The organism is Streptomyces sp. WAC07094 (genome assembly GCF_036320405.1).
GTDB classification, from domain to species: Bacteria; Actinomycetota; Actinomycetes; order Streptomycetales; family Streptomycetaceae; genus Streptomyces; species Streptomyces lannensis.
Genome location: NZ_JAVMJZ010000001.1, coordinates 6,458,760 through 6,482,723, shown reverse-complemented (window position 1 = coordinate 6,482,723; position 23,964 = coordinate 6,458,760). Strand labels below are relative to the sequence as shown.

Genomic DNA, 23,964 nt, shown 5'->3' with positions numbered 1-23,964 from the left:
CAGACGTTCCGTAGAGGTCAGTCGCTCGGCGACCAGAAGTCGATCAGCGTGGCCGTGCCCGGCTCGAGCGACTTCCACTCGGCGTCGAAACCGAGCACCGCGAAGGCGGCGGCCGGAAATCCGCGTCGGTCCATGTGCTCGCGGGCCTCCTTGTGGGCCGTCCCGGCGAGGACCTCGGCGAGACCCTGGATACCCGGGTTGTGGCCGATCAGGATCACGTTCCGGACGTCGTCGGGCGTCTCGTCGAGCAAGGCGATCAGCTCGCCGGGCGAGGCCTCGTAGACCCGGTCCTCATAGACGGTTTTCGGCCGGTGCGGAAGCTCCTGGACCGCGAGCTTCCAGGTCTCGCGCGTGCGGATCGCGGTGGAGCAGAGGGCCAGATCGAAGGGGATGCCGGTGTCGGCGAGCTTGCGTCCGGCGACGGGCGCGTCCTTGCGGCCCCGGTCAGCGAGCGGGCGCTCGTGGTCGGGCACCTGCGGCCAGTCGGCCTTCGCATGCCGGAGGAGGACAATCCTGCGGGGTTCTGCGGAGCTCATGGGTCCCAGCTTCGCATGAAACAGGCCAGGGAGCGCAGGGAGTTGACGGCGCCGGCCGCGCGCCCGCGTCCGGGTGGCCGATTCGGTCGCCCGGCCGCGCTCACCTGGCAGGACGACACCGGCGCCGGAGGGCGGGCGGGGCCGCCGGTGCTCCTCGGTGGGGCTCCGTCACGACACGTGGTGCGTCACGCTGTGCTGGACGCGCTCGACGAGGTGCCCGAGGGCGGGGTCGCCGCCGCCGCTCGAGTCGGACGGGTTGAGGATGAGCGCCAGCAGGAAGATGAAGGCCAGCGTGGGCAGTGCGAGGGCCCACCAGGGCAGCCTGATGTCGACGCCGCCCGTGGTCGCCGGGCCGGGCCGGGAGTGCGTAGGGGCCGACATGCCTGCCTCCGTGGGTCTTCGGGTCCCGTGGTCCGCCCCTCGCGGCCACACCTCGAAGGTAGGGACTCATCGGCCCTCAACCCATCCGGTGATCCACCCACTTGCCCCTGACACTGACCCCCTAGGGGATGGTGGGGCCAGCCCCACCCCCGCCCGGGAACACGCACCCGGCCCGGTGCCCCGCACACGGCTGAGCGGTGTGAACACGGTGGCACGGCGGGGTGCACGGACACCGGGCACCCGTCCGTCACGGTCGGCCGGCACCTCGTGAGGCGCGGCTCGGGGCCCCTCGGCGCCGCGGTCGGGCCGGCGCCCGGTCGACGTCGTCGGTCAGGGCGAGGCGATCGTCGCGATGACGGCGATGATCACGAAGATGGCGAAGAACGTGCCGAAGACGAGCAGCATCTTCTTCTGGCCGTTCTTGGGGTTCGGGTCGAGCACGGGCATGCGGTCAGTCTCGCACTCCCGGGCCGCCGGGGTTCCGGCGGGGTCGGCTCCGGCCCGCGGATTCACCGTCCCGGCGCCCCCGCCGTCTCGTCCTCCACCGTGCCGTTGCGGCCCGCCAGTACCCCCACCACGATCTGCGGCACCATCAGCCCGGCCATGAGCGCGAGCGGCAGACCCCAGCCGCCGCTGCTCTGGTAGAGCACTCCGACCAGCAGCGGTCCGGGGATCGACAGCAGATACCCGGTGCTCTGCGCGAAGGCCGACAGCTTGGCCACCCCCGCGCTCGTGCGGGCGCGCATGCCCACCATGGTCAGCGCCAGCGGGAAGGCGCAGTTGGAGACGCCCAGCAGCACCGCCCACGCCCAGGCGCCGCCCGCCGGGGCCCAGTAAAGGCCCGCGTATCCGGCGAGACCGCACACGCCGAGGGCGATCACGATCGGGCCCTGGTGCGGCAGCCGCGACGCCAGCCGCGGGATGACGAAGGCGAGCGGGACACCCATCACCATCGTGACGGCGAGGAGCACACCGGCCGTGCCCGCGGCCACTCCCGCGTCGCGGAAGATCTGTGCCATCCAGCCCATCGTGATGTAGGCGGCCGTCGCCTGGAGACCGAAGAAGACGGCCAGCGCCCATGCGGTTCGGCTGCGGACGATCCGCAGTCCTTCGTCGGGCTCGCCCCGGCCGGACCCGGCGGCGGGAGCGGCACCGTCCGGGGGAGCGGTGCCCGCGGGCCGCACGAAGGGGATCCACGGCAGGACCGCGACGGCCGAGAGCGCCGCCCAGACCGCGAGCCCCGTCCGCCACCTGCCGCCCAGCGCGTCCGTCAGGGGCACGGTGACCGCCGCGGCGGAGGCGGTGCCGAGGGCGAGCGCCATGGAGTACAGGCCGGTCATGGAGCCCACCCGGTCGGGGAACCAGCGCTTGACGATCACAGGCATCAGAACGTTGCTGACCGCGATGCCCATCAGCGCGAGCGCACTGCCGACCAGGAAGCCGGCCGTGCCGCCGACGTAGGGGCGCAGAAGCAGCCCCGCGGTGATCGCGGCCATTCCGGCGCAGACCACGGCACCCGGTCCGAAGCGGCGGGCGAGCCGCGGCGCCATGATGCCGAAGACGCCGAAGCAGAGCGGCGGCACCGAGGTGAGCAGTCCCGCCACGCCGCCGCTCATGCCGAGGCCGTCGCGCACCTCCTCCAGGAGGGCGCCGAGGCTGGTGATGGCGGGCCGCAGGTTGAGCGCGGTGAGCACGATGCCGGCGACCAGGATGCGCATCGTCCACGCCCGCGGGGCGGACGTCCCGCTCCCGCTCGCCGTCTTCGTGGTGCCCGTCGCCGTTCGGGCCGGGCCGCGCGTCGGTGCGGGCGTCGTCGTTCCGGTCTGCTCACTAGCCATGGGAGACATCATAGAATGATGGGATGATTGGCTGTCCACTCCCGCTGCGTTACGCTCCGGATCCTCCGGCCTCGCCACCAGGCCCCCACGAAGGACCGTCATGCCGCTGAGCCACCCCCGCCGATCCGCGCTGGCCGAGCAGGTCATCGCCGCGCTGCGGAACCAGATCACCTCGGGGGAATGGCCGGTGGGCTCCCGCATCCCCACCGAGCCCGAACTGGTCGAGCAGCTCGGGGTGGCCCGCAACACGGTGCGCGAGGCGGTCCGCGCACTGGCGCACAACGGTCTGCTGGACATCCGCCAGGGGTCGGGCACCTATGTGGTGGCCACCAGCGAACTCGCCGGCGTGATGCACCGGCGGTTCGCCGACGCCGACCGGGGCCACATCGCCGAACTCCGCTCCACCCTGGAGTCGGGAGCCGCCAAACTGGCCGCCGAGCGGCGGACCGAACGCGACCTCAAGCAACTCGACGCACTCCTCGTACGCCGCCAGGAGGCCTGGGAGTCCGGGGACACGGAGGCGTTCGTGACCGCGGACGCCACCTTCCACATGGCCGTGGTGGCCGCGTCCCACAACGACGTGATGACGGCGATGTACGCGGATCTCGTCGAGGTGCTGCGGGACTGGCTGCGCGACGACGTCGGCGAGGAGCTGACGCCGGAGACCTACATGGATCACACACGGCTGGTGGACGCCGTCCGGACGGGCGACGGTGCCACGGCTGCGTCGGAGGCCGCGAGCTATCCGTTCGTGTGCCGTCCGGGGCGACCGAGGCCCACCGCCCGCTGACCGCCGCTCACCGGGCGTGCCCGACCCACGCCGAGCGCACGTTCTGCCAGCAGCGTCCGCTCAGCCGTACCGTCATCGCGGGCCCGGCCTCCACCGGGGCGGTGTCGGTGTCGATGTCCCACCAGCGGTCGCACTCGATGTGCAGACTGACGTGGTCGGTGCCGGGAAAGGGGTTGTGGCAGTAGGCCACGACGTCGGAGCCGATGACGCCGACACGGCACTCGGCACCGAACGGCTGCGGGTCGGCGCTCTTCCCGGTGGTCGCATCCGTGTGCGGACCGGCCTGCGCCACACCGGCCGGCGGCAGGGAGTCGTACGGCAGAACCGTCAGCAGCGCGAGGGCGAGGAAGGCCGGAGCGGAGCGGCGGGACAGACGCACAAGGGGACCTCCTGGGCCGTTCGCCTGCGGGCGGTGCGTACTCCCAGCGTGCGTGCTGCACGGCCAGGGGGCCCGTGTCAGTTGCTCCGAACGGGCGACGCCCCGCCCCCGCGCTTGCGGGGAGCGGGGCGTCGGCACGGTACGCCGGGAGGCCCGTCGCGGTACGAGAGCGCTCGCGCGCTCGGCCGTCCGGCCTCGGAAAGGCTCAGGCGCCGATGGCGTGCAGACCGCCGTCCACGTGGATGATCTCCCCGGTGGTCTTCGGGAACCAGTCGCTGAGCAGGGCGACGATGCCCCGGCCGGCCGGCTCCGGGTCCTTCAGGTCCCACTCCAGCGGGGAGCGGTTGTCCCAGACCGACGCCAGCTCGGAGAAGCCCGGGATGGACTTGGCGGCCATGGAGCCGATGGGGCCGGCGGAGACGAGGTTGCAGCGGATGTTCTGCTTGCCGAGGTCGCGCGCCATGTAGCGGCTGGTGGCCTCCAGGGCGGCCTTGGCCGGGCCCATCCAGTCGTACTGCGGCCACGCGTACTGCGCGTCGAAGGTGAGGCCGACGACCGAGCCGCCGTTCTGCATCAGCGGCAGGCAGGCCATGGTCAGCGACTTCAGGGAGTACGCCGAGACGTGCATGGCGGTGGCCACGGACTCGAACGGCGTGTTCAGGAAGTTGCCGCCGAGGGCGTCCTGCGGGGCGAAGCCGATGGAGTGCACGACGCCGTCGAGACCGCCCAGCTCCTCGCCGACGATGTCGGCCAGGCGGCCGAGGTGCTCGTCGTTGGTCACGTCGAGCTCGATGACCTTGGTGGGCTTCGGGAGCTTCTTGGCGATGCGCTCGGTCAGCGTGGGCCGCGGGAACGCGGTCAGGATGATCTCGGCGCCCTGCTCCTGGGCCAGCTTCGCGGCGTGGAAGGCGATGGAGGACTCCATCAGCACACCGGTGATCAGGACGCGCTTGCCCTCGAGAATTCCGCTCATGGTGATCAGTGACCCATTCCCAGTCCGCCGTCAACGGGGATGACGGCTCCAGTGATGTACGAGGCGTCGTCGGAGGCGAGGAACCGCACCGTCGCGGCGATCTCCTCCGGCTTCGCGTACCGGCCGAGCGGCACCTGCGAAACGATGTTCTGGCGCTGCTCGTCGGTGAGCACCTTGGTCATGTCCGTGTCGACGAAGCCGGGAGCGACGACGTTGAAGGTGATGTTGCGCGAGCCCAGTTCACGGGCGAGGGAACGGGCGAATCCGACCAGGCCGGCCTTGGAGGCGGCGTAGTTCGCCTGCCCGGCGGAGCCCAGCAGCCCCACGACCGACGAGACGAGCACCACGCGGCCCTTCTTGGCCCGGAGCATGGCGCGGTTGGCGCGCTTGACGACACGGAAGGTGCCGGTGAGGTTGGTGTCGAGGACCGAGGTGAAGTCCTCCTCCGACATGCGCATCAGAAGCTGGTCCTTGGTGACACCGGCGTTGGCGACCAGGACCTCGACCGGGCCGTGCTCGGCCTCGATCTCCTTGTAGGCCTGCTCCACCTGCTCGGTGTCGGTGATGTCGCACTTGACCGCCAGGAAGCCGGCCGGCGGCTCCCCCGAGCGGTATGTGATCGCGACCTTGTCGCCGGCGTCGGCGAACGCGCGGGCGATGGCGAGGCCGATGCCCCGGTTGCCTCCAGTGACGAGAACCGAGCGGCTCAACGGATCACCCTTTCGATAGCGGTCTGTAACCCCTGAAAGACATGCGCCTTCGTCGAAAACCTATCTGGCCGGGCCGCCGTGCGGAGAAGCGGGCACCGACAGTGACATACGGGAGTCGCTGTCGGATCCCTACAGAAGCGGGGGCCGCCGGTCCGCCCGGGACCCGTCGCCGGCCGCAAAGGTCCGGCCGCGCTGCGGAAAAGTGTGGTCCGGGCGCCCGCCGGCGCGACATGATCGGACCGACAGGCCACGACAGCAGGGAGACCTCGGTGCCTCATTCCATCGACGAAGCCTTCACGGCACTGCCGCTGCGGGCCCTGGCCGACGCCGCGCTGGCACGTGCGCGCTCGCTCGGGGCCGAGCACGCGGACTTCCGGTTCGAGCGGGTGCGCAGCGCCGCCTGGCGGTTGCGGGACGGCAGGCCCTCCGGGTCGTCGGACACCACCGACCTGGGCTACGCGGTACGGGTCGTGCACGGCGGGACCTGGGGCTTCGCCTCGGGTGTGGATCTGACGCCGGACGCCGCGGCCAAGGTCGCCTCCCAGGCGGTGGCGATGGCGAAGCTGTCGGCCCGGGTGATCAGGGCGGCCGGGTCCGACATGGGGGCACCGAACACGCCTTCCGGGCAGTGGGGGAGGGTGGAACTGGCAGCGGAGCCCGTGCACGCCGAGAAGACATGGGTCTCGTCGTACGACGTCGACCCCTTCACCGTGCCCGACGAGGAGAAGACCGGGCTGCTGGCGGACTTCAGCGCACGCCTGCTGGCGGCCGACGGCGTCAACCACGTCGACGCCTCGCTGCTCACCGTCCATGAGAACAAGTTCTATGCCGATACCGCCGGAACCGTGACCACCCAGCAGCGCGTACGGCTGCATCCGCAGCTCACCGCGGTCTCGGTCGACGAGTCGACCGGCGAGTTCGACTCCATGCGCACCCTCGCGCCGCCGGTGGGCCGCGGCTGGGAGTACCTGACGGGCACCGGCTGGGACTGGGACTCGGAACTGGAGCGGATCCCCGAACTGCTCGCCGAGAAGATGCGTGCGCCGAGCGTCGAGGCGGGTGTGTACGACCTGGTGGTCGACCCGTCCAACCTGTGGCTGACCATTCACGAGTCCATCGGGCACGCCACCGAGCTGGACCGGGCGCTCGGCTACGAGGCCGCCTACGCGGGCACCTCCTTCGCCACGTTCGACAAGCTGGGCAAGCTCAAGTACGGCTCCGAGCTGATGAACGTCACCGGTGACCGCACCGCCGAGCACGGCCTCGCGACGATCGGATACGACGACGAGGGCGTGGAGGGACAGTCCTGGGACCTGGTCAGGGACGGGACGCTGGTGGGCTACCAGCTGGACCGCCGCATCGCCAGGCTGACCGGGTTCGAGCGGTCCAACGGCTGCGCGTACGCCGACTCGCCCGGGCACGTGCCGGTGCAGCGCATGGCCAACGTCTCGCTCCAGCCGGATCCGGGCGGGCTGTCCACCGAGGATCTGATCGGTGGCGTGGACCGCGGCATCTACGTCGTCGGGGACCGCTCCTGGTCCATCGACATGCAGCGCTACAACTTCCAGTTCACCGGTCAGCGGTTCTTCAAGATCGAGAACGGGCGCATCACCGGTCAGCTGCGGGACGTCGCCTACCAGGCGACGACCACCGACTTCTGGGGTTCCATGACGGCCGTCGGCGGTCCGCAGACCTATGTCCTCGGCGGTGCCTTCAACTGCGGCAAGGCCCAGCCCGGCCAGGTAGCGGCCGTCTCGCACGGCTGCCCGTCGGCCCTCTTCAAGGGCGTCAACATTCTGAACACCACGCAGGAGGCCGGACGATGACCGCCCGTACCGACAAGCCGCACGAGATCGTCGAGCGCGCCCTCGAACTGTCCCGCGCGGACGGGTGCGTCGTCATCGCCGACGAGCACTCCACCGCCAATCTGCGCTGGGCGGGCAACGCGCTCACCACGAACGGGGTGACCCGCGGACGCACCCTCACCGTCATCGCGACCGTCGACGGCAAGGAGGGCACCGCGTCCGGTGTCGTCTCCCGTTCCGCCGTCACCGCGGGCGAGCTGGAGTCCCTGGTACGGGCCGCCGAGGCCGCCGCACACGGCGCCGAACCGGCGGAGGACGCGAATCCGCTGGTGACGGGAGTGCCCGAGTCCCCGGACTTCACTGACGCGCCCGCCGAGACCTCGTCCGCCGTCTTCACCGACTTCGCCCCGGCGCTGGGCGAGTCGTTCGCACGCGCGCGTGCCGGCGGCCGTGAGCTGTACGGCTTCGCCAACCACGAGCTCGTCTCCACCTACCTCGCCACGTCGGCCGGACTGCGCCTGCGCCACGACCAGCCCAACGGCACCCTGGAGCTCAACGCCAAGTCCCCGGACCGTACGCGCTCGGCCTGGGCCGGCCGCTCGACCCGCGACTTCAAGGACGTCGACCCGGAGGCGATGGACGCGGAGCTGGCCCGGCGGCTGGGGTGGGCGGAGCGCAGGATCGAGCTGCCCGCGGGCCGGTACGAGACGCTGCTGCCGCCGACCGCGGTCGCGGACCTGCTGATCTACCAGATGTGGTCGGCGGCGGCCCGGGATGCGGCCGAGGGCCGCACGGTGTTCAGCAGGACCGGTGGCGGCACACGCGTCGGCGAGCGGCTCTCCGAGCTGCCGCTGACGCTGCGCAGCGATCCCCATGAGCCCGGCCTGGAGACGGCGCCCTTCGTCGTCGCGCACGCCTCCGGCGACGACGCATCGGTGTTCGACAACGGACTGCCGCTCGAGGCCACCGAGTGGATCCGCGGCGGCGAGCTGAAGCACCTGACGGCCACGCGGCACAGCGCGGGCCTGACCGGCCTTCCGGTCACACCGTCGATCGGGAACCTGATCCTCGACGGGGGCTCCGACCGGTCCCTGGAGGAGATGGTCGCGAACACCGAGCGCGGGCTGCTGCTGACCTGCCTGTGGTACATCCGCGAGGTGGACCCGGCGACGCTGCTGCTCACCGGCCTGACCCGGGACGGCGTCTACCTCGTGGAGAACGGCGAGGTCGCGGGCGAGGTCAACAACTTCCGCTTCAACGAGTCCCCGGTCGACCTGCTGGGCCGGGCGACGGAGGCGGGGCGCACGGAGAAGACCCTGCCGCGCGAATGGAGCGACTGGTTCACCCGCGCCGCGATGCCCCCGGTGCGGGTGCCCGATTTCAACATGAGTTCAGTCAGTCAGGGCGTATAACCTCGTATTCGGCTGTCACCCGACCGCCGAGGATCATCCAAGGAGACACGAGAACCGTGACGGACATCGTCGACGAACTGAAGTGGCGCGGGCTGATCGCCCTCTCCACGGACGAGGACGCATTGCGCAAGGCGTTCGCGGACGGTCCCGTCACGTTCTATTGCGGCTTCGACCCGACCGCGCCCAGCCTGCACCTCGGCAACCTCGTGCAGATCCTGACGATGCGCCGCATCCAGCAGGCGGGCAACCGCCCGCTGGGCCTGGTCGGGGGTGCGACGGGCCTGATCGGCGACCCCAAGCCGACCGCGGAGCGCACGCTGAACGACCCCGAGGTGGTGGCCGGCTGGGTGGCGCGGCTGCGCGGCCAGATCGAGAGGTTCCTCGACTTCGAGGGGCCGAACGCCGCGACCATGGTGAACAACCTCGACTGGACGCAGAGTCTGTCGGCCATCGACTTCCTGCGGGACATCGGCAAGCACTTCCGGGTCAACAAGATGATCACGAAGGAGGCCGTCGCCCGGCGGCTGCACTCGGACGCGGGCATCAGCTACACGGAGTTCAGCTACCAGATCCTGCAGGGCATGGACTTCCTGGAGCTGTACCGCCGGTACGGCTGCACGCTGCAGACCGGCGGCAGCGACCAGTGGGGCAACCTCACCGCGGGTGCCGACCTGATCCACAAGGTCGAGCCGCACGTCGCGGTGCACGCCCTGGCCACCCCGCTGATCACCAAGGCGGACGGCACCAAGTTCGGCAAGACGGAGTCCGGCACGGTCTGGCTCGACCCGGAGCTGACCACGCCGTACGCCTTCTACCAGTTCTGGCTGAACGCCGACGACCGGGACATCTCGAAGTTCCTGCGCATCTTCAGCTTCAGGTCCCACGCCGAGATCGAGGAACTGGAGCAGCAGACCCTGGAGCGGCCCCAGGCCCGTGCCGCGCAGCGTGCGCTGGCCGAGGAGCTGACCACGCTGGTGCACGGTGCCGATCAGACGGACGCCGTCATCGCGGCGTCCAGGGCCCTCTTCGGGCAGGGCGAGCTGGCCGAGCTCGACGAGAGCACGCTGGCCGCGGCCCTGTCCGAGCTGCCGCACGTCCGGGTCGCAGAGCTCGGGCCGGTCGTGGACCTGTTCGCCGAGGTGGGGCTGGTGGCCAGCAAGTCGGCCGCGCGGCGCACGGTGAAGGAGGGCGGCGCCTACGTGAACAACGTCAAGGTGGCCGCCGAGGACGCAGTCCCCGCCGGGGAGGACCTGCTGCACGGCCGCTGGCTGGTGCTGCGGCGCGGCAAGAAGAACCTCGCCGCCGTGGAGGTCACGAGCGCCTGATCCGCGCCCGTACGCCACGGGGGGTGGGGGCGGTCCCGTCGGGAGCGCCCCCACCCCCCGTGGCCGTCATGCCCGCTCCCTGTGCCGGCTGCCCTTCATCGTGGTGTACGCCATCTCGCCCAGGAACACGAGGACGATCGCCGCGGCGAGCTGGAGGCCGTGGCGGCCCCAGTCGATACCGCGGGTCTCCGCGATGCCGATGGACCGGGCGATCGCGTTGCCGATGATGCCGCCGATCAGGCCCATGAGGGTGGTCAGCCACAGCGGGCTGTGCTGTTTGCCCGGCAGGATGAGCTTGGCCAGCAGGCCCAGCACGAATCCGACGATGATCGCCCACAACCAGCCCATGGCTGCCTCCTCGTACGGCTCGACGTGAGCATTACGCCCAGTGTCGGACCGTGCGCCGTACGACGCATGTCGGATACCCCCGTCCGCGGGACTGCGCGGTGCCGTCAGCAGGACAGCAGGCGCCCCGGTCTCGAAGGCGACGCAGCCGCGGCGTAACGTTGTCGGTGTCCGGACCCGGCCGCTGGCCCGGGGCGGACCAGGTTCGGGCCGGGGAGAGCCCGGGGCAGGCGGGTGGTGGAACATGCGGAAGCTGAACAACGGCGGTCACGCCCAGGTATTCCGGATCACCGGTGCCCGGCAGGGTCTCGCGGACGACGTGCGCGCCCGGCAGCGCCGCTACATCATCTCGATGAGCGTGCGCACGGTGTCGGTGATCCTCGCGGCCACGCTGTGGAACGTCTCCAGGCCGGTCGCCGTCGTCGCGCTGATCCTGGGGGCCGTCCTCCCCTATGTCGCCGTCGTCATCGCCAACGCCGGACGGGAGAACGCGCCGTCGCTCCCTTCGACCTTCGTCAGCGCGCCCATGCGTCCGATGATCGCCCCCTCGCAGCAGAACGAGGAAGCCGCGCAACCGGAGGATTCCGGTCGTGGGCACGACGCCGCGGACCCTCTCCAGGAGGACGTCGAGGGCGACTTCACGACGGGTGTCCGAAGCGAGCCGCACGAGCGGGCCTGAGCCGTCGGAGGGCCTTTCCCGGGCGGAATCGCACCCCCTGCCAAGCTCAGGAAAAGCTCAGATCAATCATGTAGTTCCAGTGCCGGGCGGCGGGTCACCCGTGACATACTCCCTATGCGCTCCGCATCCCCCGTCGGAGCGACGGACCGACGCCGGGCAGCTCCCCCCGTGGCTGCTCGGCGTCGCCTTTTCCCGGCGCGCTAGGGTCATGGGTGTGATGGGACCTGACCCCGATTCGCCCATGTGTTCCGCCAAGGGCTGCCGTGCGGACGCCGTATGGGTGCTCGCCTGGAACAACCCGAAGCTGCACACGCCCGAGCGCCGCAAGACATGGCTCGCGTGCGACGAGCACCGCGAGCACCTGTCGCAATTCCTCGGCGTACGGGGTTTCCTCAAGGACGTTGTGCGACTCGATGACTGGGAATCCCACAACACCGACTCGCACACGGGCTGAATCAGCCGCCGATCGCCGACATCGGCCGCTCGGGCTGCAGGAACGACGGGTCGTCCAGCCCGGAACCGGCCTTCTTGCCCCACATCGCGAGCCGCCAGACACGGGCGATCTCCTCGTCGGGGGCGCCGGAGCGCAGGGCCGCCCGCAGGTCGGTCTCCTCGGTGGCGAACAGGCATGTGCGTATCTGGCCGTCGGCCGTCAGCCGGGTACGGTCGCAGGCCGCGCAGAACGGGCGCGTGACCGAGGCGATCACACCGACACGGTGCGGGCCGCCGTCCACGATCCAGCGCTCGGCCGGGGCGGAACCGCGCTCCCGGGTGCCCTCGGGGGTCAGTTCGAAGCGGGTGCGGAGCGAGGCCAGGATGTCGGCCGCGGTGACCATGCCCTCGCGCTTCCAGCCGTGCTGGGCGTCCAGCGGCATCTGCTCGATGAAGCGCAGTTCATAGCCGTGTTCGACCGCCCAGGCCAGCAGGTCCGGGGCCTCGTCGTCGTTCAGCCCGGGCATCAGGACGGTGTTGACCTTGACCGGGGTCAGGCCCGCGTCATGGGCGGCGCGCAGCCCCTCGATGACGTCGTTGTGCCGGTCCCGGCGTGTGAGGGCCTTGAAGACATCGGGGCGCAGGGTGTCCAGTGAGACGTTCACCCGGTCCAGGCCCGCCGCCTTCAGTGCCGCGGCCGTGCGCTTGAGGCCGATGCCGTTCGTCGTGAGGGACATCCGGGGGCGGGAGGCCAGCCCGGCGATCCTCTCCACGATGCCGACCAGCCCGGGGCGCAGCAGCGGCTCGCCACCCGTGAAGCGGACCTCCTCGATACCGAGGGAGGTGACCGCGATGTCGATCAGGCGCACGATCTCGTCGTCACTGAGCAGGTCAGGCTTGGCCAGCCACTGCAGGCCCTCCTCGGGCATGCAGTACGTGCACCTCAGATTGCACCGGTCGGTCAGCGAGACCCGCAGATCGGTGGCAACCCGGCCGTAGGTGTCGATGAGCACGTGAGCCCCCTCCCTCGTCGCGGATCACACACTTCTCGTCACATGCGAGCCTACGTGACCCCACCGACATCAGCAGCGACCGGATTCACCGGACATGACGCGGCCGCGTCGTAGATCCCTACGACGCGGCCGCGTCACGGTGCGGTCAGTGCGCTCCGGTGCCGGTCAGGGAGCGGACCTCCAACTCCGCGTACTTGCCCGCGTCCGGCTCCTCCTTCGACAGATACGTGCCGAGGATGCCCAGCAGGAAGCCGACCGGGATCGAGATGATGCCCGGGTTCTCCAGCGGGAACCAGTGGAAGTCGACGTCCGGGAACATCGACGTCTCCTTGCCGGACACCACCGGCGAGAACAGCACCAGGCCGACGGCGGTGACCAGACCGCCGTAGATCGACCACAGGGCGCCGCTGGTGGTGAAGCGCTTCCAGAACAGGCTGTAGAGGATGGTCGGGAGGTTGGCGGAGGCGGCGACCGCGAAGGCCAGGGCGACCAGTCCCGCCACGTTCAGATCGCGGGCGAGGGCACCGAGGACGATGGACACGGCGCCGATGCCGACCGTCGCCCAGCGCGCCGCGTTCAACTCCTGCTTCTCGTCGGCCTTCCCCTTCTTGATGACGTTGGCGTAGATGTCGTGCGCGAACGACGAGGACGAGGCCAGGGTCAGTCCCGCGACGACCGCGAGGATCGTGGCGAAGGCGACCGCGGAGATGCTGGCCAGCAGGATCGCGCCCCAACTGGAGTCGACGCCGCCCAGATGCAGGGCGAGCAGGGGCGCGGCCGTGTTGCCCGCCTTGTTGGAGGCGATGATCTCGTCCGGTTTGATCAGGGCAGCGGCTCCGAAGCCGAGGGCGAGCGTCATCAGGTAGAAGGCGCCGATGAGGCCGATCGCCCAGTTCACCGACTTTCGGGCGGCCTTGGCGGTGGGCACCGTGTAGAAGCGGATCAGGATGTGCGGCAGGCCGGCGGTGCCGAGGACCAGGGCGATGCCCAGGGAGATGAAGTCGAGCTTGGTCGTGCCGGTGGCACCGTACTTGAGACCGGGCTCCAGGAAGGCCGCGCCCTTGCCGCTGTTGCTGGCGGCCTTGCCTAGCAGGTCCGAGAGGTTGAAGTTGAACTTCAGCAGCACCAGGAAGGTCAGCAGCAGCGCGCCCGCGATCAGCAGGACCGCCTTGACCATCTGCACCCAGGTGGTGCCCTTCATGCCGCCGATGGTGACGTACACGATCATCAGGACGCCGACGAGCGCGACGATGCCGATCTTGCCGCCGTCGCTGGTGATGCCGAGCAGCAGCGAGACCAGGACGCCCGCACCCGCCATCTGGGCCAGCAGGTAGAAGATCGACACGACGATCGTGGAGGTGCCGGCCGCGGTGCGGACCGGACGCTGCCGCATGCGGTAGGCCAGTACGTCGCCCATGGTGTAGCGGCCGGAGTTGCGCAGCGGCTCGGCTACCAGGAGCAGGGCCACCAGCCAGGCGACCAGGAACCCGATGGAATACAGGAAGCCGTCGTAGCCGGCGAGGGCGATCGCGCCCGCGATGCCGAGGAAGGACGCTGCGGACATGTAGTCGCCGGAGACGGCCAGGCCGTTCTGGAAGGCGGTGAACTGGCGGCCGCCCGCGTAGAAGTCGACGGCGTTCTTGGTCTGGCGGCCCGCCCACACGGTGATGACGAGGGTCGCGGCGACGAACACCGCGAACAGGGTGATGATCAGCGGCCGGTGCTCGCTCGCCTCACCGGCGGCCATGACGAGTGTGGGGCTCATGCGTCGTGCTCCATCCGGGACTTGATGGCCGCGGCCTTGGGGTCGAGCTTGGCGGCGGCGTGCCGCGAGTACCACCACGCGATCAGGAACGTGGTGAGGAACTGGGCGAGGCCGAGCACCAGGGCGACGTTGATGTTGCCGACGAGCTTGGTGCCCATGAATCCGCCCGCGTAGTTGGACAGCAGGACGTAGACCAGGTACCAGGCGATGAACGCCACGGTCAGCGGGAAGGCGAACGAGCGGTGGGAGCGGCGCAGTTCGCCGAACTCGGCGCCTTCCTGGACCGCCCTGAACTCCTCGGTGGACGGCAGTTCGTGTCCGGCCCTCGAGGGGGGAGGTGCGTCTGTGGCCACGGAGTCTCCTCGCGTTACGGGTGCGATCACAGTGATGTGGATCACATAGCCGAGTGCGACCGTAGCGCTCCGTCTCGTGATCCGGCAGGGAGCGCCGATCGTCCCGGAGCTCCCTGCACAGGCTCACGGCGCCGGGGGTGGGCCGGTTCAACTTCTTTTTACTTCTTTCGTACCTCGTTCCCGGAAGTCATTGCTGACGAGCCGCGACGGCGGATAGCTTCGCCACTGCACCACCCGTCATGTACCTGCCGGACACCACCCGTGTCCTGGCATGTTCACGTTCCGGATGATGTGGAGATCCCATGGCTCATCTGCGTTCCAGACGCCGGCTCGCACTCGCCGTACCGGTCGTACTGTCGCTCACCGCCTCACTGGGCTTCCTGCCGGGTGCCGCGTCGGCCGCCCCGCGCACCACCACCGTGCGGGCCGCCGCCGGCCCCGAACTCGCCTACGTCGTCAACACCAGGACGGACCGTCACACGATCTCCGCGGTGCAGCGGGCCATCACCGCGGCCGGCGGCACGGTCGTGGTGACGTACGACAGGATCGGCGTGATCGTCGTCCACTCCTCGAACCCCGGGTTCGCACAGACCCTGCGCGCGGTCCGCGGGGTGCAGTCCGCGGGTGCGACCCGGACCGCGCCGCTGACCCCGGCGGGAACGACGGACGAGGGCGCCGCGCAGTATCTGACGAAGACCCAGGCGGCGAAGGCCCGGAGCGCCTCCGCCGCCGCGGGCGAGAGCGAGCCCCTCGAGGCCGACCAGTGGGACCTGCGGGCGATCGGCGCCGACAGGGCCGCGAAGATCGACCCGGGCAGCCGGAGCGTCACGGTCGCCGTCATCGACACGGGCGTCGACGACACCCACCCCGACCTCGCCCCGAACTTCTCCGCGGCGCAGTCCGCGAACTGCGTCGGCGGCAAGGCGGACACCTCGTACGGCGCCTGGCGCCCCGCGAACCCGGACCACTACCACGGCACCCATGTCGCCGGAGAGATCGCCGCGGCCCGCAACGGGATCGGCGTCGCCGGCGTCGCCCCGGGCGTCAAGGTCTCCGCCATCAAGGTCGCCGACCCGGTCAGCGAGCTCTTCTACCCCGAGAGCGTCGTCTGTGCGTTCGTGTTCGCCGCCGACCACGGCGTGGAGGTCACGAACAACAGCTACTACGTGGACCCGTGGCTGTACAACTGCATGGACGACCCCGATCAGCGGGCCATCGTCGACGCGGTCGACCGGGCCCAGCGGTACGCCCAGCGCAAGGGGACCCTCAACGTCGCCTCGGCGGGCAACTCCAACGACGACCTCGACTCCCACGCCCTCGTCGACGCCTCCAGTCCCGACGACTCGACCGCGGTCACCCGCACCGTCGACCCGCACGAGTGCTTCGACGTACCGACGCAGTTGCCGGGCGTCGTGACGGTCGGCGCGACGGGCGTCACCAAGGCCAAGTCGTACTACTCCAGCTACGGCGACGGCGTGATCGATGTCGTGGCGCCGGGCGGCGACAAGTTCCGGATCCCGGACACGCCCTCGAAGAACGGCCGCATCCTGTCCACGATGCCGAACGGCCAGTACGGCTTCCTGCAGGGCACGTCCATGGCGTCCCCGCACGTCGCCGGCGTGGCGGCGCTGCTGAAGTCCGCGCACCCCTGGGCCGGCCCCGCCGTCCTCACGGCGCTGCTGAAGGCGCAGGCGGACAACCCCGGCTGCCCCACGGCTCCCTACGACGGTGACGGCGACGGGGTCGCGGACGCTACCTGTGTGGGCGGCAAGCGCGTGAACGGCTTCTACGGCTTCGGCATCGTCAACGCGTTGCGAGCGGTCAAGTAGCCGTGGTGTACCGCCTGTTGACGCACGGCCTGGATCGAACCGCTCGTACCGCGAACGGAATTGGAGACATAATGACCGCACCTCTGAAGCGCTCCCGCCGGCTGGTCGCCCTTCCCCTCGGGATGGCGACGGCGACCGCCCTCGCCTTCCTGCCGAACGTCACCGCGTCCGCCGCGGAGACGGCCCCCAGAGCCACGGCGGCCGACACCGTCCCGCTCAGCTATGTCGTCAACGTCCGCCCCGGGCACGGCGTCTCGTCACATGTGAAGCGGGCCGTCGCCGAGGCGGGCGGCACGATCGTGGTCGCCTACGACAAGATCGGCGTGATCGTCGTCCACTCCTCGAACCCCGACTTCGCCAGGACCCTGCGCAGGGTGCCCGGAGTGCAGTCGGCGGGTGCCACCCGCAACGCGCCGCTTCCCGCGCAGTCGACCACCGATGTCGGAACGCCCAAGGTGCTCACCTCCGAGGAGGTGGCGGGCGCCCGGGCGGCCGGCGGACAGGACCCGCTGGAGCCGTTGCAGTGGGACCTGCCCGCCATCAAGGCGGACAAGGCGCACGAGAAGACGCTCGGCAGCCGCGACGTCACCGTGGCCGTCATCGACACGGGGGTGGACGACACCCACCCGGACATAGCACCCAACTTCGACCGCGGCGCCTCGGTCAACTGCGTGTCCGGCAAGCCCGACACGGCCGACGGAGCCTGGCGGCCGAGCGCGGCGGAGAGCCCGCACGGCACACATGTCGCCGGTGAGATCGCGGGCGCCAAGAACGGCGTCGGCATCACCGGTGTCGCGCCCGGCGTGAAGGTCGCCGGCATCAAGGTCGCCACGACGGCGGGCTACTTCTACACCGAGGCCGTGGTCTGCGGTTTCGTCTGGGCCGCCGAGCACCACGTCGACGTCACCAACAACAGCTATTACACCGACCCCTGGTACTTCAACTGCACCGGCGACCCGGACCAGAGGGCGCTCGTCGACGCCATCACCCGCGCCTCGCAGTACGCGGAGCGCAAGGGCACCGTCAATGTCGCCGCCGCGGGCAACGAGAACTACGACCTGGACGCGGACTCGATCACCGACCCGGTCTCCCCGAACGACGGCACGCCCAGCGACCGGGTGGTCGACCCGCACAAGTGCTTCGACATCCCGACCCAGCTGCCGGGCGTGGTCACCGTCTCCGCGACCGGGGCGAAGGGCATCAAGTCCTCGTTCTCCAACTACGGCCTCGGCGTCATCGACGTCGCCGCTCCCGGCGGCGACTCCACGGCCTACCAGACCCCCGCCCCGCCGGCCACCAGCGGTCTGATCCTCGGGCCGCTGCCGGGTGGCAAGTGGGGCTACATGGCGGGTACGTCGATGGCGACCCCGCACGTCGTGGGGGTGGCAGCCCTCATCAAGTCGACACACCCGCACGCACCCGCCGCCCTCGTCAAGGCGCTGCTGTACGCCGAGGCCGACGCCACGCCGTGCACGGACCCGTACGACATCGACTCGGACGGCAAGATCGACGCCGTGTGCAAGGGGTCGAAGAACCGCAACGGGTTCTACGGGTGGGGCACCGTCAACGCGCTGAAGGCCGTGACCCGGTAGCCGTTCCGGTGTGAGGCCGCACAGGGAGGGGCCGGGCTTCGCCGGGCCCCTCCCCCATGTTGATCCGGTACACGCTGCATAGTGCCCCCATGACGGACATGGACGTGGCATGGGCGGCACTGGGCGGCGACCCCGCACTGGTGCCGAAGGTCTCGGCCGTCGTGCGGGACGGGGCGCTGCCCTCGCGCCTGCCCGTGCGGGAGGTGGCACGGGCCTGTGTCGGGGTGTGTGCGCTGGCCGCGGCCGAGTGGGGGGCACGGCGGGCCGGACTGACCTCCGTGCCCGAGGTCCGGGTGGACGACGGGGCGGTCGCCACCGCCTTCCGCAGCGAACGGCACCTTCGGGTGGACGGCCGGGAACCGGTCTCCTTCGCACCGCTCTCCCGTTTCTGGCGCACCGCGGACGGCTGGGTGCGCACCCACGCGAACTATCCCCACCACCGAAAGAGGCTGCTCGCCGCGCTCGGCCTGCCGGCCGGGGCGTCCGCGGACAGCGTGGCCGGCGCGCTCGGCGAGCGGTCGGCCGTGGAGGTGGAGGAGAGCGTGTACGCGACCGGAGGGCTCGCCGTCGCGCTGCGCACGCCCGAGGAGTGGGCCGCCCACCGGCAGGGACGCGCCCTCGCCGCACACCCGCTGGTGGAGCGCGAACGGCTCGGCACGGCGCCCGGCCGACCGCTCCTGCCACTCGCCGGTGACCCCCTGCGGCCCGCGGCGGGCATCCGCGTCCTGGACCTCACCCGGGTCATCGCGGGCCCGGTCGCCACCCGCACCCTGGCGCTGCTGGGCGCGGACGTGCTGCGGATCGACAGCCCGCGTCTGCCCGAACTCCCCGACCAGCACGCCGACATGGACTTCGGAAAGCGGTCCGCAACGCTCGATCTGACGGCGGCCGAGGACCGGCGGACCCTCGAGGATCTACTGGCGACGGCGGACGTGGTCGTCACGGGCTATCGGCCCGGCGCGCTGGACCGCTGGGGGCTGGCCGCCGAGGAACTGGCCGGGCGGCGGCCCGGTCTTGTGGTGGCGCAGTTGTCCGCGTGGGGCGCCTACGGGCCATGGGGTGAGCGGCGGGGCTTCGACAGCCTGGTCCAGGTCGCCACCGGGATCGCGGCGACCGAGGGGGAGGCCGAACGACCCGGGGCACTGCCCGCCCAGGCCCTGGACCACGGCACGGGGTATCTGCTGGCCGCGGCGGTGCTGAGGGCCCTCACCGAGCAGACGGAGCAGGGCGGCAGCCGTGTCGTGCGGCTGGCGCTGGCCCGGACGGCGGCCTGGCTGACGGAGGGGACCGCACGGGAGGCCGGGCAAGCGCACGCTCCGTACGAGGGCCCCGACCCCTGGCTGACCGAGACCACCGGCGCACTCGGCCGGCTGCGGTACGCCCTGCCGCCGATCCGGTTCGCGGGCGGACCCGTGGACTGGGCCCGACCGCCGGGGCGGTGGGGCGGTGATCCGGCGCGTTGGGCGCCGGCTGCCGGCAGGGGCTGAGCCGCTCGCCGGGCCCGCTCGGCCCATGGCGTGATGCTGCACCGGGGGCGGAATGGCGCTCCCTCAGTTGTTTTCGGGTGGTTGCCCGTTCTGTCATGACTGGCGAAGATCGTGAGGTGAGTTCGAGCGGATCCACGGCCGGGACGGACGGCGACGCGGCGGACGCAGCCCGCATACCCTTGGCGGTCGCCCCGCCCCGCGGCCCCTCGGCCCGCCGGGCCGTCGCCCTGCTCGCCCTTGTGACGGCCGCCGCCCTGATCCCTTCGCTCGGCGCCCCGGCCACGCTGCACGGCACGGGTGAGGCGGCCGCGCCGGGGGCCGGAGGCATCGGCCTGATGCGTGCCGTGCTGTTCGCGGCGCTGTGCATACCCGCCGGCGAGTTCTTCGTGGCCCGGCTCGTCCGCAGGGTGCCGGGCGCACCGGTCGCGGACCTTCCGCGCAGCCTGGCGCCCCATGCGGCGGGCGCGGGCTTCGTCGCCGCGCTGGTGCTCGCCTCGGTCGTGGCCACCGGCAATCTGGTCCCCCACCGGCTCTCCGAGATCGACCCGGGCGGGCTGTACCGAACCCGGGACGGCGCGCTGGCCCTCCTGGAGGTCAACGGGTTCCTCGCGGCCGGACTCTGTGCTCTCTCCCGCCGTCCCGCCTGCCGGATGTGGCCACCGGCCGCGGTGGCCGTCGCGGAGGCGCTGCGCGCCCACCCCGCGACGGAGCACTCCCCCGCGCTCGGCTCGGCTCTGACGCTCGTGCACCTCGTCTGCGCCTCCCTGTGGGCGGGCGGGCTGCTGCACGTCCTGCGCACAGTGCGGCACTGGCGCACTGACCCCCGGGCGGGCGGAGCGCTGCTGGGGCTGTACGCGCGCGGAGCGGCCGTGCTGCTGGCCCTGATCACCGCCACGGGGCTGTGGAGCTCGCTGCGCCGCATGCCCGCGCACACGGTCCTCGACCAGCTGACCACGACGGCCTACGGCCGCACCCTGCTCGCCAAGGTGCTGCTCGTGGCCGTCGTCGCCCTGCTCGCGCTGATCGCGCGGATACGGCTGCGGCGCGCCGCCGACCCGCTCGCCGCCTGCGCCCCCGCCCGCGCCGAGGTGGCGCTGCTGGGCCTGGTCGTCGCCGCGTCGGGGCTGCTGACGGCGCTGCCGTTGCCGATCCGCTGGTCCTGATCAGCCGTGGGTGACGAGCACCTTGAGGGCCGTGCGCTCGTCCATCGCCCGGTATCCGTCGGGCACGCCCTCGAGGCCGACCGTGCGGTCGAAGACCGGCGAGGGGTCGATGGTGCCGTCGAGGATGTCGGGCAGCAGCTCCGGGATGTACGTGCGCACCGGGGCCACACCGCCGCGCAGGGCGATGTTCCGGTCGAACATGACGCCGAGGTCGAGTCCGGTGCTGCTGCCGTGCGGGACACCGACAAAACCGATGGCGCCGCCGTCCCGGGTGGCGTTCACGGCGGTGCGCATCGACTGCTCGGTGCCGACGGCCTCGACGACGGCGTGCGCGCCCCGGCCGCGGGTGAGTTCGCGGACGGCCTCGACGGCCGCTTCCCCGCGCTCCGCGACGACGTCCGTGGCCCCGAAGCGCCGGGCGATGTCCGTACGGGCCTCATGGCGCCCCAGGGCGATGATCCGCTCGGCGCCGAGCCGCTTGGCCGCCAGGACGGCGCACAGTCCGACGGCCCCGTCACCGACCACGGCGACGGTGGCGCCGGGGCGGACTCCCGCGCCGAGGGCGGCGTGGTGACCGGTGCCCAGCACGTCGGAGAGCGTCAGCAAGGCGGACAGCAGCCGGCCGTCGGAGAGTGCCTCCTTCGGCAGCCGGACCAGGGTGGCGTCGGCGAAGGGCACGCGCACGGCCTCGCCCTGCCCGCCGTCGGAGCCGACCGAGCCCCAGAAGCCGCCGTGCTCGCAGGAGGTGGTGAGCCCCTCGCGGCAGTAGTCGCAGACGCCGTCGGACCACACGAAGGGCGCGACGACCAGGTCGCCGCGCCGGACGCCGGTCACCTCGGAGCCGGTCTCCTCGATCGTGCCGAGGAACTCGTGCCCGATGCGCTGCCCGGGCTTCCGGGACGACTCACCGCGGTACGCCCACAGGTCGCTGCCGCATATACAGGCCTGCACCACCCGCACGACCGCGTCGGTGGGCACCTGGACGACGGGGTCGGGCACGTCCTCCACCCGCATGTCGAAGGGGGCGTGGATGGTGGTGGCGCGCATGTGAGGGTCCTTCTCCTGCGAACGGTCGTACGAGTGCTCAGGGGGTGGTCGAGCACACCTCACCGTACGTCGCCGCCGGTGCGTCACTCGTCGAGGGGCCCCGGCCGACGCCGTCTGCGCAGCTCCGGCGCCCACCGCCGGCTCTCAGGCGGCGGGCTCCTCGGCGGGCCGCGCCGCCGCGAGCGGCGCCGCGGCCACCGGCTGCCAGCCCGGCCCGCGGAACATCCGTCCGGCCCGCTCGCCCCAGCTGCCCGCCGCCCTGACGTCCCTGGCGATGGCCGCGTACTCGTGGGTGGCGACCTTCAGCGGGTTGTGGGTGCCGATGTTCTTCGTCAGCCCGTACACGGGCCGCTCCGTCTCGGCGACGAACGAGCCGAGCATCCGGTCCCAGAGGATCAGGATGCCGCCGAAGTTGCGGTCCAGGTAGCCGCCCTGGGAGGCGTGGTGCACCCGGTGGTGCGACGGCGTGTTGAACACGAACTCGAACCACCGGGGCATCCTGTCGATCCGCTCGGTGTGGATCCAGAACTGGTAGACCAGGTTCACCGAGGAGCAGAACGCCAGCGCGGCCGGATGGACTCCGGCCGCGATCAGGGGCAGGTAGAAGGGCCAGGAGGTGACGGACGTCCAGGGCTGGCGCAGCGCGGTGCTGAGGTTGAACTTCCGGCTCGAGTGGTGGACGACGTGACAGGCCCACAGGATCCGGATGACGTGGTGCCCGCGATGGGACCAGTAGTAGAAGAAGTCCTGCGCGAGGAGCATGAGGAGGACGGTCCACCACAGCAGGGGGACGCGCAGCGGCGTGAGTGCGTAGAGCGCCGCGTAGACCGCGACGATCGGTGTCTTCCACAGGAAGTCGAAGAAGAGGCTGCCCAGTCCCATGCCGATGCTGGTCGCCGCGTCCTTGGCGTCGTAGCCCGCCGCGTCCTCGTCGGGATGTATGCGTACGCTCACCGTCTCGATCACGGTGAGCAGCACGAAGGCGGGTATCGACCACATCACGACATCGGGCAGGTTCGGCATGGGTGCACCGTAGAACCGCGCGCCGCCTACGGCCAGGGGTTGTTACCGACAAGTATCGGCGAATCCGCGCGGCCGTCCGCCGGTGCCGCCGCCCACGGGCCGGGCACAGGCGGATCGCGGGAGCCGGTCTCCTCCTGCCGGGAGCGTCATGTCCTCGGTCCGGTGCCCCTCACACCCCCGCCGCCCCCAGCAGCGTCCCGGCGGCGTAGGTGACCCCCATGGCCAGCGCCCCGCCCACCACGTTCCGCAGTACGGCCCGTCTCGGCGCGGCCGCGCCGAGACGGGCACTGGTCCAGCCGGTGAAGACCAGGGCCGCGAGGACGGAGAGCACCGTCACCCAGAGCCTCAGCGAGGCGGGAGGAAGCACGATCGCCAGCAGCGGGAGCAGTGCGCCCACCGTGAACGCCAGGAAGCTCGCCGACGCCGCGTGCCAGGGGTTGGTGAGCGCGTCGGGGTCGATGCCGAGCTCCACCCGGGCGTGGGCGCGCAGCGCGTCCCGGGCCGTCAGCTGGACCGCCGCCTCGCGGGCCACCTCCCGGGACAGGCCCCGGTCCTCCAGCAGCCCCGTCAGCTCCTCCAGCTCGGCCTCCGGCTGCTCACGCAGCTCCCGCCTCTCCATGGCCAGCGCCGCCTTCTCCGAGTCGCGTTGGGTCGACACCGACACGTACTCGCCGGCCGCCATCGACATCGACCCGGCCAGCAGACCGGCCAGACCGGCCGTCAGAAGGGTCGCGCGGGCCGTCGTCGCGCCGGCCACGCCGACCACGAGCCCCGCCGTGGAGACGATGCCGTCGTTCGCGCCTAGGACCGCGGCCCGCAGCCAGTTCAGGCGGGAGCCGAGGGCGCCCGCGTGGGCCTCGTCGTGCGTGGGTTCCGTCACACCCGGAGGATGACACCTGCGGCACGGCCCGTGCCGCACCGACCCTCACCGCCGGAACTCCCCGCTCGCCGCGCCCGCCTGAGACCGTGGCAGGCTCGGGGGCCCGCGTGAGCGCCGGGCCGTCCCCGGCGGGGTCCGTGAACAGGGCGTGCCGGAACCCGTGTTCGTGCGCGCCCGGGGAGCGAACGCGCGCGAGACGCACACGGC

24 protein-coding genes are annotated in these 23,964 nt (G+C 71.4%); 10 read left to right on the top strand and 14 right to left on the bottom strand.

What is annotated here, in order from left to right:
• Nucleotides 1-17: 17 nt before the first annotated feature.
• From RCR19_RS28730 to RCR19_RS28715, 4 genes are all read right to left on the bottom strand, one after another.
• Nucleotides 18-536, bottom strand: coding sequence for a histidine phosphatase family protein (locus RCR19_RS28730; protein ID WP_220294590.1), 519 nt, complete (start codon nucleotides 534-536; stop codon nucleotides 18-20).
• 168 nt (nucleotides 537-704) lie between these two features.
• Nucleotides 705-917 (bottom strand): hypothetical protein, encoded by a 213-nt coding sequence (locus RCR19_RS28725; protein WP_331267762.1) that lies wholly within the window; start codon nucleotides 915-917, stop codon nucleotides 705-707.
• 330 nt (nucleotides 918-1,247) lie between these two features.
• Nucleotides 1,248-1,364: an SGM_5486 family transporter-associated protein gene (locus RCR19_RS28720; RefSeq protein ID WP_107116635.1), complete on the bottom strand. Its 117-nt coding sequence runs from the start codon at nucleotides 1,362-1,364 to the stop codon at nucleotides 1,248-1,250.
• Between the two features lie 62 nt (nucleotides 1,365-1,426).
• A complete protein-coding gene (locus RCR19_RS28715) occupies nucleotides 1,427-2,767 on the bottom strand; it encodes an MFS transporter (RefSeq protein WP_331267761.1) in 1,341 nt (446 codons plus the stop codon).
• Nucleotides 2,768-2,855: 88 nt separating this feature from the next.
• Here RCR19_RS28715 and RCR19_RS28710 point away from each other — a divergent pair, with 88 nt between their 5' ends.
• Nucleotides 2,856-3,545, top strand: coding sequence for a FadR/GntR family transcriptional regulator (locus RCR19_RS28710; protein ID WP_331267760.1), 690 nt, complete (start codon nucleotides 2,856-2,858; stop codon nucleotides 3,543-3,545).
• Nucleotides 3,546-3,552: 7 nt separating this feature from the next.
• Here the strand turns inward: RCR19_RS28710 and RCR19_RS28705 are convergent, their stop codons facing one another.
• The 3 genes from RCR19_RS28705 to fabG all read right to left on the bottom strand — a co-directional run bounded on the left by RCR19_RS28705 (nucleotide 3,553) and on the right by fabG (nucleotide 5,607).
• Nucleotides 3,553-3,924, bottom strand: coding sequence for a hypothetical protein (locus RCR19_RS28705; RefSeq protein WP_331267759.1), 372 nt, complete (start codon nucleotides 3,922-3,924; stop codon nucleotides 3,553-3,555).
• 205 nt (nucleotides 3,925-4,129) lie between these two features.
• Nucleotides 4,130-4,897, bottom strand: coding sequence for an enoyl-ACP reductase FabI (gene fabI / locus RCR19_RS28700; RefSeq protein ID WP_331267758.1), 768 nt, complete (start codon nucleotides 4,895-4,897; stop codon nucleotides 4,130-4,132).
• A 5-nt stretch (nucleotides 4,898-4,902) separates the two neighbouring features.
• Complete coding sequence (fabG, locus tag RCR19_RS28695; RefSeq protein ID WP_059128679.1) at nucleotides 4,903-5,607, bottom strand: 3-oxoacyl-[acyl-carrier-protein] reductase; 705 nt, start codon at nucleotides 5,605-5,607, stop codon at nucleotides 4,903-4,905.
• Between the two features lie 269 nt (nucleotides 5,608-5,876).
• On the opposite strand from fabG, the gene RCR19_RS28690 reads away from it, so the two are divergent.
• From RCR19_RS28690 to tyrS, 3 genes are read left to right on the top strand one after another with little or no spacing between them, the layout of a single operon-like run.
• On the top strand, nucleotides 5,877-7,433 hold the full coding sequence (locus tag RCR19_RS28690) for a TldD/PmbA family protein (RefSeq protein WP_331267757.1): 1,557 nt from the start codon (nucleotides 5,877-5,879) through the stop codon (nucleotides 7,431-7,433).
• The gene (locus RCR19_RS28685; RefSeq protein ID WP_331267756.1) at nucleotides 7,430-8,824 is read left to right on the top strand and encodes a TldD/PmbA family protein; all 1,395 of its coding nucleotides are present in this window, start codon (nucleotides 7,430-7,432) and stop codon (nucleotides 8,822-8,824) included. Before RCR19_RS28690 ends, RCR19_RS28685 begins: the two co-directional genes overlap by 4 nt.
• Nucleotides 8,825-8,880: 56 nt before the next feature.
• Complete coding sequence (gene tyrS / locus RCR19_RS28680) at nucleotides 8,881-10,149, top strand: tyrosine--tRNA ligase (protein ID WP_331267755.1); 1,269 nt, start codon at nucleotides 8,881-8,883, stop codon at nucleotides 10,147-10,149.
• 66 nt (nucleotides 10,150-10,215) lie between these two features.
• On the opposite strand, the gene RCR19_RS28675 is transcribed toward tyrS, so the two are convergent.
• Nucleotides 10,216-10,497, bottom strand: a complete 282-nt coding sequence (locus RCR19_RS28675; RefSeq protein WP_059128682.1) for a GlsB/YeaQ/YmgE family stress response membrane protein — start codon at nucleotides 10,495-10,497, stop codon at nucleotides 10,216-10,218.
• 241 nt (nucleotides 10,498-10,738) lie between these two features.
• Here RCR19_RS28675 and RCR19_RS28670 point away from each other — a divergent pair, with 241 nt between their 5' ends.
• Both RCR19_RS28670 and RCR19_RS28665 read left to right on the top strand, forming a co-directional pair.
• Complete coding sequence (locus RCR19_RS28670; protein WP_331267754.1) at nucleotides 10,739-11,173, top strand: DUF3099 domain-containing protein; 435 nt, start codon at nucleotides 10,739-10,741, stop codon at nucleotides 11,171-11,173.
• Between the two features lie 217 nt (nucleotides 11,174-11,390).
• Nucleotides 11,391-11,627 (top strand): hypothetical protein, encoded by a 237-nt coding sequence (locus RCR19_RS28665; RefSeq protein WP_331267753.1) that lies wholly within the window; start codon nucleotides 11,391-11,393, stop codon nucleotides 11,625-11,627.
• Nucleotide 11,628: 1 nt separating this feature from the next.
• Here the strand turns inward: RCR19_RS28665 and moaA are convergent, their stop codons facing one another.
• The 3 genes from moaA to RCR19_RS28650 form a co-directional block, all read right to left on the bottom strand.
• The gene (gene moaA / locus RCR19_RS28660) at nucleotides 11,629-12,618 is read right to left on the bottom strand and encodes a GTP 3',8-cyclase MoaA (protein WP_331267752.1); all 990 of its coding nucleotides are present in this window, start codon (nucleotides 12,616-12,618) and stop codon (nucleotides 11,629-11,631) included.
• Between the two features lie 145 nt (nucleotides 12,619-12,763).
• A complete protein-coding gene (locus RCR19_RS28655) occupies nucleotides 12,764-14,383 on the bottom strand; it encodes a cation acetate symporter (RefSeq protein WP_331267751.1) in 1,620 nt (539 codons plus the stop codon).
• Nucleotides 14,380-14,736 (bottom strand): DUF485 domain-containing protein, encoded by a 357-nt coding sequence (locus RCR19_RS28650; protein WP_331267750.1) that lies wholly within the window; start codon nucleotides 14,734-14,736, stop codon nucleotides 14,380-14,382. Before RCR19_RS28650 ends, RCR19_RS28655 begins: the two co-directional genes overlap by 4 nt.
• 302 nt (nucleotides 14,737-15,038) lie before the next feature.
• On the opposite strand from RCR19_RS28650, the gene RCR19_RS28645 reads away from it, so the two are divergent.
• From RCR19_RS28645 to RCR19_RS28630, 4 genes are all read left to right on the top strand, one after another.
• Entirely contained in the window at nucleotides 15,039-16,565 is a 1,527-nt protein-coding gene (locus RCR19_RS28645) for a S8 family serine peptidase (RefSeq protein ID WP_331267749.1), read from the top strand.
• Between the two features lie 71 nt (nucleotides 16,566-16,636).
• Nucleotides 16,637-18,157: a S8 family serine peptidase gene (locus RCR19_RS28640; RefSeq protein ID WP_331267748.1), complete on the top strand. Its 1,521-nt coding sequence runs from the start codon at nucleotides 16,637-16,639 to the stop codon at nucleotides 18,155-18,157.
• 89 nt (nucleotides 18,158-18,246) lie between these two features.
• Nucleotides 18,247-19,644, top strand: coding sequence for a CoA transferase (locus RCR19_RS28635; RefSeq protein ID WP_331267747.1), 1,398 nt, complete (start codon nucleotides 18,247-18,249; stop codon nucleotides 19,642-19,644).
• Between the two features lie 116 nt (nucleotides 19,645-19,760).
• The gene (locus tag RCR19_RS28630; protein WP_331267746.1) at nucleotides 19,761-20,807 is read left to right on the top strand and encodes a CopD family protein; all 1,047 of its coding nucleotides are present in this window, start codon (nucleotides 19,761-19,763) and stop codon (nucleotides 20,805-20,807) included.
• On the opposite strand, the gene RCR19_RS28625 is transcribed toward RCR19_RS28630, so the two are convergent.
• The 3 genes from RCR19_RS28625 to RCR19_RS28615 form a co-directional block, all read right to left on the bottom strand.
• Nucleotides 20,808-21,854: a zinc-dependent alcohol dehydrogenase family protein gene (locus RCR19_RS28625; protein ID WP_331267745.1), complete on the bottom strand. Its 1,047-nt coding sequence runs from the start codon at nucleotides 21,852-21,854 to the stop codon at nucleotides 20,808-20,810.
• A 144-nt stretch (nucleotides 21,855-21,998) separates the two neighbouring features.
• The gene (locus RCR19_RS28620; RefSeq protein ID WP_331267744.1) at nucleotides 21,999-22,877 is read right to left on the bottom strand and encodes a sterol desaturase family protein; all 879 of its coding nucleotides are present in this window, start codon (nucleotides 22,875-22,877) and stop codon (nucleotides 21,999-22,001) included.
• Nucleotides 22,878-23,046: 169 nt separating this feature from the next.
• Nucleotides 23,047-23,757, bottom strand: a complete 711-nt coding sequence (locus tag RCR19_RS28615; RefSeq protein WP_331267743.1) for a VIT family protein — start codon at nucleotides 23,755-23,757, stop codon at nucleotides 23,047-23,049.
• Nucleotides 23,758-23,964: the final 207 nt, after the last annotated feature.